The organism is Paraglaciecola sp. 2405UD69-4, from assembly GCF_047525415.1.
In the GTDB taxonomy this organism is placed as follows: domain Bacteria; phylum Pseudomonadota; class Gammaproteobacteria; order Enterobacterales; family Alteromonadaceae; genus Paraglaciecola.
The window spans coordinates 1,074,899-1,087,050 of sequence record NZ_JBLIXM010000002.1; the positions used below are offsets into that span (position 1 = coordinate 1,074,899).

A 12,152-nucleotide genomic window follows, 5' to 3' on the forward strand; every position below is an offset into this window, starting at 1 on the left:
ACCAAATAAAATAGCATGGGTATTAAAGAGGCTTTATAATCACTAAACTTTGAAACTACAAGAGCATTGTTATGAAAACTTGCCACACTGTTTGGGCGCTTTGCCTCAGTTCAATTTTTGCATTAACTGCATGTCAAAATAGTCAAACAACAGACACAGGGAAGGTCGACAACTTCATAGAAGTTTACAACCAAATTAGCACAGCCGATATAAAACGACATATCAAAACCTTAGCATCTAACGAATACGAAGGCCGTTTACCTACAACCGTAGGAGAGCAAAAAACCTTAGAATATTTAGAGTCTGAATTTAAAGCTCTTGGTTACCTACCAGGTAATGGCGATAGCTACCTGCAACCGGTTGAATTAATTGAAATGACAGCCGACCCAGATATGACGCTTACCATAGGTGATAACCAATTCATCTATAAAGAAAACATGATTGCCTCCACTAAACGTGAGCAAAACCTAGTAGACCTAAAAGATTCAGACCTAGTGTTTGTAGGCTATGGCGTTAACGCCCCAGAATATAATTGGAATGATTACCAAGGCCTTGATGTTAAAGGTAAAACAGTGGTGATTCTGGTAAATGATCCTGGATTCGAAAATCCTGAAAGTGGCAAGTTTCAAGGTAAAACTATGACCTACTACGGCCGCTGGAGCTATAAGTACGAAGAAGCCAGCCGTCAAGGAGCAGAAGCCGCTATTATCGTTCACGAAACCGAACCTGCCTCTTATGGTTGGTCTGTGGTTGCAAACAGTTGGAGCGGTCCTCAATACGGCCTAGTTAGCCCAAATGGTAATGCTGATAGAGTAGCAGTTGAAGGCTGGTTAACCTTAGCGGCAGCTCAAAAAGTATTTGCAGATGCGGGATTAGACTTCGCAACCGAAAAAGAACACGCCAAAACAGGACCATACAACAAAGCCTTAAATTTAAAGGCCTCGGTAACCGTTAAAAACAGCTTTAAAACCTCACAAAGCAACAACGTCATAGCCACTTTACCAGGTACAAGCTCGGCGGATGAACATGTTATTTTTACAGCCCACTGGGATCACCTAGGCAAAGACGACACCAAAGAAGGAGATCAAATCTACAATGGTGCCCATGACAACGCCACAGGTGTAGCAGCTGCCCTTGCCATGGCTAAAGCCTATGCAAATTTAACTGTGAAACCCAAGCGCTCCACAACCTTTTTAATCGTAACTGCAGAAGAGCAAGGCCTGTTAGGTTCAAAGTACTACTCTGAAAACCCCATTATTCCCCTTAAAAACACAGTTGCGAACATCAATATGGACGCCATGAGCGTACTAGGTAAAACCAAGGACGTAGCCGTGATTGGTATGGGTAAATCAGAACTAGAAAGCTACCTTGAAAAAGCAGCAAAACGCCAAAACCGACATTTAGTGCAAGAAGGACGCCCTGAAGCTGGCTCTTATTACCGCTCTGATCATTTCAGCTTTGCAAAACAAGGTGTACCAGCGCTATACGCCAAAGGCGGCAATCAACCCATTGACGAAGCCACAGCCCAATACCGAAAACGCACCAATGTTATCGTTAGGGGTTGTTATCACCAAGTGTGCGATCAATTCCGTGAAAGCTGGGATTTATCAGGTATACAAGAAGACGCACAATTATTATTTGAAGTGGGTTACGACCTAGTATCTTCAGACGACTGGCCAAGCTGGGCTGAAACCAGTGAGTTTCAAAGACAAAAGTAACGATAATTTAAGCCGATAGATAAACACATATGGGGTAGTCAGTTATGTTAGTTAAAAAGCTGACTATCCGCTAAATGGTTTATTTTCAACGCCCCCCAGTAAGTCCATACAATCATTACAAACTAAATGACATCATTGTTACTAAGCTATCTAAAAGAATATTTTAATGGTTAAATAAATAGTTAAATTGAGTTCAAACGATACATCTTATCTAGAGCTCAGGTTAATCGCGAAGAACTGCAAATTTGAAGGGTAATCAATGCAAAAATTTATACTAGCAAGTGTGAGTAGCGTATGGCTGTTAACAGGGTGCTCTTCAACACCGCCAGTATTAGGCGTGATTAATGGCCAACTAACTCCCTGTCCAGAAAAGCCCAATTGCGTGAGTAGCTTTGCCAAGGATAAAGCCCATTATATCGCGCCTATCCAACATACAGGCACGGCTTTAGATATCAAAAATGACATATTTAATGTGCTCAAGAACATGCCAAACTCAATGGCCACCCAAACCCAAGATAACTATGTAAGAGCTGAGTTCACATCTAAAGTTTTCCGTTTCGTCGATGATGTAGAATTTTATTTTCCTGATACAGAAACTAACAATACAACCATCCATATCCGCTCCGCATCAAGAGTCGGCCATTCAGACTTTGGTGTAAATCAAGAACGAGTAGAACAGATCCGCAGCCAACTTGGTAAGGCAGACAAAATCAGCAATTAGTCGAAAATCGCTAATATTGCCTGTCCCAGAAAGATGATTGTTATCTTAAATTCAATGATCAGAGATGGGGGGATGTGGGACGAGAGCATGGCGAAAATTCAATGATTGACACCATAGAGGTCGAATTGACATGACTGCCCTGCTAGTCTTGCTTTAAGGCTTTGATATCTTGAAGGTATCACGTTTATTTTTAAGATTGCTAACAACAACAAGTTCTACTGGAATTTCAAATGGAAAATTTATATCTAAAATATCAATATCCCACCAAAACCCTATACCTCCAGAGTACGATACTGGTCTGTTAGCAATAGAGTCAGTACCAGTTTTTCTATAAACTTCTTTTCCGTCCTTGAGAAGCACGTACTCTAGCCATTTAGTGTTGGCAGCATCAATAGTTTGCGCTTCATAATGGATTAGTATACGACCACCTTGGGGTAAGTTTTCTAATGCTTGTTCAAGTTCACTTTCAGAGGACATTCGATTGTTCATCGTTTTAGTAACTTCAGTTCTTAGAAAGTCAATGTCTCGATATTCTATAGTGACCCCACCTCCGTAAATCTGTTTATCATGCTCTATGGAATATCCATTACCTTCATTATATGGCAACCCAGCCATCTTATTTAATGCAGAGCACCCCGAAAGAGCTAATAAAAAGCTAAGAACGATATAGACCTTTTTAAACGTAAACATTTAATATTCCTTTTAGTTGTTGTTTACAAATTATCTAGAGCCTCACAATAAATGACTTTGCTAGGTACATCCAATTAATTACCCGCCATAAATAAAGATAAAGAAATAAAATGGGTCAGCTCCAAATTAAAAATCTAACTTAAATTTTTAGCCTTTCGCCACCCAATCGGTCTACCTTTTTACCAGATTTTAGCGTTTTTCCTGTGAGTGCTTATACTTCATTTATAATACATTCGTTTCCCAAGACAATGCCTTTATTGGCGGCTTTTCGAATATAGTCTAATAACTTGCCTTCAATAATGAACGAAGTGAATGCTTGGTGTGCGCAGCACATGCTTGGTGAGCAACGCGAATGCTTTGCGCGCGCAACGCATGCTTGATGAACGAAGTGAATAACAATAAGCACAGCCCATAAATAACCAAATCCCCCTTAGGTCACCAAAGGGAATAAGTTACGCTAAAACAGCCATTAAAAATGGTAAATTTGGTGTAGGAATTAGTGTATACTCGAACGCAATTCAACCAACCCAAATCTAATTGAGCCAAATCCCATGTTAAACAACGCGTTAAATAATAATTGGAATGGTAATAATCTTAACTATTAGGTTCGGAAGGTTTCTCAGTATTTAAAAACAAAAAACCTTCCAAATCCGGAAGGTTTTTTTTGGTTAGTTAGATGTGCTTATTGCACGAAAATGCCACAAGGTAATGAAATAACAATGAATAAAACTATGACTGTCGATGTATTGTCGAGTATTAAAGGCGCAAAGCCTTCAGAGACAATTAATAAGTTATTTGAAGTGATTAAAAATTCTGATTTATCGACTACTGGCTCATCGGGTAATAATAATCAGAACGCAGTACCTATTGAACAACTTAGAGAAGACACAGTTGTTCAAGCAAGTGACGTAGAAAAACAGCTCATAGTAGAAAACTTTCCTCAAGAAAAAAACGGCTATTTAGTCGTGGCAAAAGTGATAGAAGCCTAACCTATGCAATCTCAAATAAAAGATATTCATCAACAATTAATCAACAAGCAAATTAGCTGCGTTGATTTAGTTCAGCAACGACTCGATTTGCTAAAACAAAACTCCCACGGCAGTGTTAATGCGTTGCTTGAAACCCGCGCCCTAGAACAAGCTCAAGCAGTGGATACCAAAATTGCTAACGGAGAAAGCATAGGACTACTTGAAGGCATTCCTTTTGGGGTGAAAGATGTCTTTATGTTGCAAGGCACTCATACCACGGCTAGTTCTGACTTTTTGAAACAGTACAAATCAGCCTATACCGCAAGTGCCATTCAGAAGCTTATCGATGCAGGCGCCATTCCCATTGTAAAAGAAAACTGCGATAGCTTTGGTCATGGTTCATCAAACGAAAATAGTATTTTTGGCCCAGTTAACAATGCCAAAGACTCGGCATTAGTGGCAGGCGGCTCTAGTGGTGGTTCGGCGGTAAATGTCGCTAAAGATTACACTGTGTTTTCTATCGGTGGTGACACGGGTGGTTCGGTGCGCCAACCTGCTGGTTACAACGGCGTATATGGTTTAAAACCCACTTATGGCCGCGTGTCTCGTTATGGCTTAATGGCCTATGCCTCTTCTACCGATTGTGTTGGCCCTTTAGCAAAATCTGTAGAAGATATTCGCATTGTACTTAACACCATAAGTGGCAAGGATGTTAAAGACCAAACTACCTATGAGTCAGCGCCAATAGATGAAGCTGTGTTAGCGGATACTGGCACTGTAAAGACTGTTGGTTATTTTAAAAACTTGCTTGAAAACGATGCGATGGATGCTTCCATTAAAGCAGACTTTATGGCGACCCTTGAAAAATTAAAAGCCAAAGGAATTGAAGTTAAACCTCTCGATTTCATAGATGCAGAGGCGTTAATCTCAACCTATTACATTTTAGCCATGGCAGAAACCGCATCTAACCTGTCACGACTCGATGGCACCAATTACGGCAACCGCATTGACGCTGCAAATTTAATAGAAAGTTACGCAGTGACCCGCTCTGAGAATTTTTCAGAAGAGAGCAAGCGCAGAATAGTCGGCGGTAACCAAGTGTTATCTCAAGGTTTTTCAGACGCTATTTACCTTAAGAGCTTGGCTATTCGAGACAAGCTTTCAGCTGACTTTGAAGGCTTTTTTGATGATGTGGATATTGTGTTATCGCCGGTAACACCAGGTTTACCCCCTAAAGTAGGCGACGGCCTTAAAGATCCCATGGCAATGTATTTATCCGATGCCTTCACGGTTGGATTTAGTCTCGGGCAACTGCCTACTTTAACCGTGCCCCATGGTACCGCTACAGGTATTCAAATTACAGCAGCTAAAACCGACGATGGGCGTGTTTTGCAGTTCGCTCACTTGCTAGAAGAAACACTATAATGGAACTGGATTATTTAAACGATTTACTCGAAAAACACGACCTAGAACTGGTTATTGGTCTTGAAACCCATGTGCGCTTAAACACCAAAACAAAATTGTTTTGTGCGTGTCCAAATGAAGAGTCAGATACCCCTAATCACAATATTTGTTCAGTTTGTACTGGGCAAATGGGTGTACTACCCGCCATCAACAAAGAAGCCATAACTAAAGCCATTTATTTTGGTAAAGCGGTCAAGTCTACTTTTAGCAATCCGGTGATTTCGTGGGATCGTAAGCACTACGAGTACCCAGACAACCCTAAAAATATTCAGATCACCCAATTTCATAATCCGGTTATTCCTGATGGTGAAGTGTCGTGTTTCCGTAAAGATGGTTCACAATTTACAGTTAGTTTGACTCAGGTACATATTGAAGAAGACGCCGCTAAGCTAATGCACGAGCGGGATATCTCCTTGGTTGATTTCAATAAAGCCGGTGTGCCTCTTATTGAGATTGTGACAGATCCTTGTATCCGTAACATCGAAGATGCATCTACCTATGCCCAGTACATTCAGCGCATAGTTCAAGGTATTGGCATATCTGAGGCAAACCTTGAAAAAGGTGAATTTAAGTCAGACGTATCTGTGTCTTTACGTAAAAGAAACAGCAATGATCTGAACCCACGAACCGAAATCAAAAACTTAAACTCCTTTAAGTTTATGGTGGAGTCATTAAAAGAAGAAGTTGAAAAGCAGCTTAACTACTACATTGAGCACGATGTATTTCGCCCAGACCAAACAACAGTGTTATGGGATGAAGACCTAAAACAAACCAAAACCATGCGTAAAAAAGAGTTTGAAGCGGATTACCGTTTTATCTCTGAGCCAGACTTACCCTTTGTGGATATTTCACAGGTAGTCAGCACAATTGAAGTGGATTTAGCCACCTTACCTTTTGCCATAGAGTCTATCTTAATTGATGGCGGCGTAGTTCCCCAAGACGCCAAGTTTTTTACCGCCGACTCGGTGCGTGCTAAAACCTTTATGGATATCAATGACGTCTTAAATGATCCTTTATTTATAGCTCGTACTTTAGTCAATGTAATCCCTGCTGACGATTACAAAAACATTGAAGATACCGCTGTGCTTACGGATATTTTCAGCCAATTTAAAGACGGCAAAGTAAACTCAGTTTTAGTCCAAAAAGCTGTGAGTGAATACTTAAAAGATGCCAGCTTTGACTATAAAAAGTACTTCCAAGAAAACAGTATTTCAGAGCAACAAATAACTGACGCAATCGATACCGTTATCGAGCAAAATGCCGCCATTGCCGCTGACATAAAAGCCGGTAACCAAGGCAAAGCAGGAATACTGGTTGGAAAAGTTATCGCCATTATTGGTAAAGGAGCATCTGGTAAAGTCATTCGTGAAGGCATATTAAAAGCCGTGAATGCCACCGGAAACACTGAGACTTCAGCATCTAGCAACAATACCCAAACTACGGCCCAAAACACCGCTAAAGGTGGCGATAAGCAAAGCGCTAAACAAGCAGAGGAAACACTGCCAGAAACCCCGCTTATTGTTAAAGAGCACTATCGTACCCATAAGATTTCTGAGTTGTCTGAGCAATCAATCGCTGAAGAAGTCACCCTGTCGGGTTGGGTAGCCAGTGTGCGGGATCACGGTGACTTAATGTTTATCGACTTGCGTGATTCTAGCTACCAAATATTTCAGGTGCGCTTAAGTCGTGAGAGCTTCCCTAATTTTGATGAGCTAGTGACATTAAAAGCCGAGTCGGTTATTGCGGCAACGGGGACTGTGGTCAAACGTAGAGAAGACGATTGTAACCCAGGATTAAGAACCGGCACCATTGAGCTTGAAACCACTAAACTAGAGATTTTAAACCTAGCGAGAAGCTTACCCTTTGAAATCGCCAGAGCCACAAAAACCAGTGAGAACATTCGTTTTCAACATAAGTATTTAGATCACAGAAACAAAGAAGTACGTAAAGTGATCATTGACCGCCATAAGGTGATCAAACTTATCAGAGATATGCTGGATGACGAAGGCTTCCTTGAGATGGAAACCCCTATCTTAAGTGCTGGAACCGATGAAGGTGCTAGAGAGTTTATTGTACCAAGCCGTAAAGAAGCCGGTGCATTTTATACGCTGCCACAAGCCCCTCAGCAGTTTAAACAAATGATCATGGTGAGTGGTTACGAAAAGTACTTCCAAGTAGCTCGTTGTTTCAGAGACGAAGATTCAAGGGGTGACCGTCAACCAGAGTTTACCCAGTTAGATATCGAAATGGCCTATGCCAGCATGCAAGATATCATCGACTTAAACACTAAGATGTTTAATACAGTGGTAAGAAAAATTTATGGTAAAAAATGGAAGTTACATGACTTTGCAGTCATCACTTACAAAGACGCCATGGATAAATACGGTTGTGACCGCCCTGATTTGCGTTTTGGCCTGCAAATGCAAGACATCACTGACATAGTTAAAGATACCAGCTTCCAAGTATTCAGTAAGCCAATTGAACAAGGCGGTATTGTTAAATGCATTAAGGTGTCTGCCGAGGAACAAGGCGGTAAGCGTTTATCCAAAGGCCAAATCGAAAACCTTACAGCTCTGGCTCAACAAAACGGGCTTGGTGGACTTGCCTATATATTCGTTAACGAAGACGACCTGCAATCGCCAATCATTAAATTTTTAGGGGAAGACATAGCAGCTAAAATAATTGCAGCGAGCGGTGCCCAAGTTGGCGACGTAGTGTTTTTCTCTGCGGCCAGTTATGCCGTGGCTAACAAGGCCTTGGATGTGGTACGTCAAGAGCTTGGCAAAATGCTCAAGTTAATTGACCCTAAAGAGCTACGACCAGCTTGGGTAGTCGATTTCCCTATGTTTGAGAAAACAGATGATGGCAGATGGACCTTTACCCACAACCCATTCTCAATGCCAGCTATTGCCGACATAGAAAAACACATGAACGGCAAAGAAGACGATATCGGCACTATCATCGCCCAGCAATACGATTTGGTGCTAAATGGTTACGAAATTGGTGGTGGCTCAGTCCGTGCCCATAAACCAGAGATATTAGAAGCGACCTATAAAAACATGGGGTATAACAAAGACGAGATGCTGAAAAGTGTGGGCACTTTGTATAAAGCCTTCCATTATGGCGCACCACCGCACGGCGGGATCGCCTGGGGTATTGACCGTCTAATGATGTTATTAGGTAAGAAAAACTCTATTCGTGAAGTTATGGTGTTCCCTAAAACAGGCACCAGCGAAGACTTACTCTTTAACGCGCCTTCACTCTTATCTGATAAAAAAGTCGAAGAGATGAACGTTAAAGTAATCAAAAAGAAATAGTATTCATTGAGCTTAATAAAAACCCCAAGTGGCAGCAGTTGCCACTTGGGTTTTTTCATATCACTTCAACACCCGTTATAGCCCAGCAAAATTATGCTATTTGCGTAGGCATTTTTCGAAACAAAAACTCATTGAAGAGCCTGTTGAAACCATAACTCTTTGCGTTGCAGCGGTGTCTGTTCAGGCAAAAAGGTATTATCCAATTGATAAAAGGTTCTTTCTCTTAGCTTTGCTCTTTCAATATAGTCTTGATAGGTTTTCTGAAATAACGCTTCGAACTTTCCATTTTTAATAGCTTTTTCTAACCCTACTTCTATCAAATGCGCCAAGGGGCGATTATTCTGATTCACAAAAAAGTACACAGCACTGGGATAATGGATCCCTAATGTTGGCTGCACAGACAAGCCTTCTACTCCCTCAAGGGTTTCGAGTTCGTGCCATATTTCAGCCAAAGAACGAGGATAAAAGTCGCCTTGAGCCGTTGCCAACATATTTATTAGGTTATCTTGACCAAGATTCACAACCACGTCGAAGCCATTAGATCGTAAAATTTTTGTATCCGGCCAATCTCTGCCCTGGATAGGCGATAGCTTAATAAGATGCTCTAGGCTCTGAATATAGCGAAACCGGTCCGACATGTCGTCACGTATCATCAATAAGCGCCACCCAATTAAGCCTTTGAATAACGGAATACGGATCGCTAGTAAGTCTTCTTCTCTTTGTTTATTGGTCATGGCCCAAACAAGGTTAACCTCACGGTTATCCTCTAAACGATTCAATGCCTTTACTTTAGTGAGCAGATTGCTAGAAGGGTGCAATTCATAATTTACCCCAGTTTGCTCAAGCGCTAGGCTTAGAAGCTCAATGGGGTAATTGGTCATGATATCTGAATCGATAGCTGCCTTTGGATAAGTGACTTTCCAAGAAGCAGCAAATAAGTGGCTACTGCTTAACACCCAAACAAAACTGCAAAGTACTAATAAATTGGATCGATTTGAACGGTTCATAAAAAGCCTCTTAACGCGTACTTCATTAACAACAAGCTACCACTGCAATACCAAATTAAGCCATAAACCAGATGAGCAATAAGAGATGTAATTACTCTATGCCAATAAACTTATGTGTTTGCAAAGACAAACGCCAATTACGAGCTATGCAGGTTTTAATTGCAAGCTCTGTTGCTCTTTTCTGTTGGCTAATAGGTTGCAAGTAAATCTGCGGTATGGTCTCACCTTCTAATAAGGTTAAAACCTGATCCAATTCTTCGATGTGCTTTTGCATGGCAATTGGATGCTTAATTTCATTGGCTCGTAACATAGCACTTTTTAAGACACGCCTACCGCTAGGCATATTAACTTTAGGTGAAACAGTCACCCAGGTATCTGGGTGGCAATAAATCTCAAAGGTACCGCTGGTTTCAATTTGTACCGAATAGCCAAGGCTAATAAAGTACGAGGTTAACTCTGTTAAGTCGTACATACATGGCTCACCGCCAGTTATTACCAAGTGTTTGGCTACATAACCATGGTCATTGAATAAATCAATCAGTTGCTGTGCTGTATGCTCAAACCAAGCGTTTGACTCATTGGTTTCAGCCATAACATCTGAGCTGGTTGCGCGAAACTCTGGATCCACTTCCCATGTATGTTTGGTATCACACCAAGGGCAACCAACAGGGCATCCTTGAAGGCGCACAAATATAGAAGGTAGCCCAGTATAACTGCCCTCTCCCTGTAAAGACTCAAACACTTCATTAATTTTATACAAACCTACTCACTTTCCTTTGGATTCAAGGTATTCCTATTGTGGGAATTCACCGTTAAATCACTTAAAATAAACCTTATTATCTGATTATAAAGAAGCAAAGCCCATGTCACAAAAGGTAGTGGTTATTTTTTCCGGGGGAATGGACTCGTTTACTGTCCTAAACCTAGCTGTTAAACAAGGTTTCGAGGTGTTTGCCTTATCATTTGACTACGGTCAAAGACACAAAAAAGAACTAGAGTATGCCGCAAGGGCCTGTTCGAACTTAAATGTGCACCACAAAATAGTAGATATTTCAGCTATCAACCAACTCATTGGCGGCTCTTCGCTCACATCTGATATTGATGTAGCTGAAGGCCATTATGAAGAAGACAGCATGAAAACCACAGTAGTGCCAAACCGTAACATGATTTTGTTATCTATGGCTGTTGGATATGCCGTATCCATTAATGCCAACAAGGTATTTTATGGCGCACATTCTGGTGACCATGCCATATACCCAGATTGCCGCCCAGAGTTTGTACATAAAATGAATGACGTATGTGCCATTGCAAACTATGAAGCTGTTGAGATTGTCACGCCCTATTTAGAAGTCAGCAAAACCGCCATTTTAACAGCTGGCTTAGAAATGGACCTAGACTACAACCAGACATGGACATGCTATAACGGCCGCGAAAAAGCCTGTGGAAAGTGTGGCGCTTGCCAAGAAAGGCTAGAAGCTTTCAGTGATAATCAAGTTAGCGATCCCCTCGAATATGAAAGTTAATCAATTAAAACCTTAAGACTAGGAGAACTAATATCAAGACAGAGGTTTTTTTCCGTTTGCTCAAACTAGACAAGTTTCAAGGTATTACCCTTAAAAGGGAGATAAATGGGGCAAGCTATGCCCCGATTTATGATAGCCATGATGTTATAGGTTTAGTCCCTGTAAATGCATCATTAGATAATTTAGATGACCTTAATATTTTCTTTGTTCGCCAGCAAATTACATTAGAGCAATGCGATATTTTAGTAAAAGTGAATCCTGCTGCCCCAGACTGTCAAATTCAAGTCCCAAATTTTGTAAATAAACTACTCAAACATATCGATTGCACCATAACGATCAAGGTATGTAATCAATCACACATTTAGGAATGTTAATGACTCTTGAAAACTTATTAAACCAAGTAAAAACTGCGCCCACCCAAGTGGAGTTTGCCCAAGTGATGGATGTGATAAATAACCATTACAATTATACACCTAGCCAATTTTCTAACGGTGACTTAACTAATTTAGCAGGCACTAACGAAGGCTCATGTAAGATATTCTTCTTTGCAAAGTTAAATCAATTAACAGAAGCACAAACTCTACATTTATTTGGCACCTATTACCGGGAAGATGTACTTAAACACCCAGATGGTAGTGATCATGGCAACATAAGAAACTTCATGAAGACTGGTTGGGACAAAATAAGCTTTGATAGCGCCCCCTTAACCAAGCAGTAAGCCTAAAAACAAGACCCATTCTGTGA

At 40.9% G+C, this 12,152-nt stretch carries 11 protein-coding genes and 1 pseudogene; 9 read left to right on the forward strand and 3 right to left on the reverse strand.

The genetic code is table 11. The features are described from left to right. Positions 1 to 71: 71 nt before the first annotated feature. From ACMUMK_RS11225 to ACMUMK_RS11235, 3 genes and pseudogenes are all read left to right on the forward strand, one after another. On the forward strand, positions 72 to 1,718 hold the full coding sequence (locus ACMUMK_RS11225; protein WP_414701200.1) for a M28 family metallopeptidase: 1,647 nt from the start codon (positions 72 to 74) through the stop codon (positions 1,716 to 1,718). 259 nt (positions 1,719 to 1,977) lie between these two features. After that, a complete protein-coding gene (locus tag ACMUMK_RS11230) occupies positions 1,978 to 2,439 on the forward strand; it encodes a DUF1499 domain-containing protein (RefSeq protein WP_414701201.1) in 462 nt (153 codons plus the stop codon). Between the two features lie 3 nt (positions 2,440 to 2,442). Next, positions 2,443 to 2,544, forward strand: a pseudogene (locus tag ACMUMK_RS11235) (IS110 family transposase); the annotation flags it as partial. A 48-nt stretch (positions 2,545 to 2,592) separates the two neighbouring features. On the opposite strand, the gene ACMUMK_RS11240 reads toward ACMUMK_RS11235, so the two are convergent. Further along, positions 2,593 to 3,129, reverse strand: coding sequence for a hypothetical protein (locus ACMUMK_RS11240; protein WP_414701202.1), 537 nt, complete (start codon positions 3,127 to 3,129; stop codon positions 2,593 to 2,595). Positions 3,130 to 3,848: 719 nt separating this feature from the next. On the opposite strand from ACMUMK_RS11240, the gene ACMUMK_RS11245 reads away from it, so the two are divergent. From ACMUMK_RS11245 to gatB/aspS, 3 genes are read left to right on the forward strand one after another with little or no spacing between them, the layout of a single operon-like run. Next, positions 3,849 to 4,118 (forward strand): hypothetical protein, encoded by a 270-nt coding sequence (locus ACMUMK_RS11245; protein ID WP_414701203.1) that lies wholly within the window; start codon positions 3,849 to 3,851, stop codon positions 4,116 to 4,118. 3 nt (positions 4,119 to 4,121) lie between these two features. Next, positions 4,122 to 5,522 (forward strand): amidase family protein, encoded by a 1,401-nt coding sequence (locus ACMUMK_RS11250; RefSeq protein ID WP_414701204.1) that lies wholly within the window; start codon positions 4,122 to 4,124, stop codon positions 5,520 to 5,522. After that, positions 5,522 to 8,878 (forward strand): bifunctional amidotransferase subunit GatB/aspartate--tRNA ligase AspS, encoded by a 3,357-nt coding sequence (gene gatB/aspS / locus ACMUMK_RS11255; RefSeq protein ID WP_414701205.1) that lies wholly within the window; start codon positions 5,522 to 5,524, stop codon positions 8,876 to 8,878. The genes ACMUMK_RS11250 and gatB/aspS overlap by 1 nt, the downstream gene beginning before the upstream one ends. Positions 8,879 to 9,006: 128 nt before the next feature. Here gatB/aspS and ACMUMK_RS11260 read toward each other — a convergent pair whose 3' ends face one another. Then, positions 9,007 to 9,885 (reverse strand): amino acid ABC transporter substrate-binding protein, encoded by an 879-nt coding sequence (locus ACMUMK_RS11260; protein WP_414701206.1) that lies wholly within the window; start codon positions 9,883 to 9,885, stop codon positions 9,007 to 9,009. Between the two features lie 91 nt (positions 9,886 to 9,976). Then, on the reverse strand, positions 9,977 to 10,645 hold the full coding sequence (queE, locus tag ACMUMK_RS11265) for a 7-carboxy-7-deazaguanine synthase QueE (protein WP_414701207.1): 669 nt from the start codon (positions 10,643 to 10,645) through the stop codon (positions 9,977 to 9,979). Between the two features lie 103 nt (positions 10,646 to 10,748). Between queE and queC the strand changes: the two genes are divergently transcribed. The 3 genes from queC to ACMUMK_RS11280 are packed head-to-tail and all read left to right on the forward strand — an operon-like array spanning position 10,749 to position 12,126. Next, a complete protein-coding gene (gene queC, locus ACMUMK_RS11270) occupies positions 10,749 to 11,408 on the forward strand; it encodes a 7-cyano-7-deazaguanine synthase QueC (RefSeq protein ID WP_414701208.1) in 660 nt (219 codons plus the stop codon). A 56-nt stretch (positions 11,409 to 11,464) separates the two neighbouring features. Next, on the forward strand, positions 11,465 to 11,773 hold the full coding sequence (locus tag ACMUMK_RS11275) for a hypothetical protein (protein ID WP_414701209.1): 309 nt from the start codon (positions 11,465 to 11,467) through the stop codon (positions 11,771 to 11,773). Between the two features lie 8 nt (positions 11,774 to 11,781). Continuing rightward, a complete protein-coding gene (locus ACMUMK_RS11280) occupies positions 11,782 to 12,126 on the forward strand; it encodes a HopJ type III effector protein (RefSeq protein ID WP_414701210.1) in 345 nt (114 codons plus the stop codon). Positions 12,127 to 12,152: the final 26 nt, after the last annotated feature.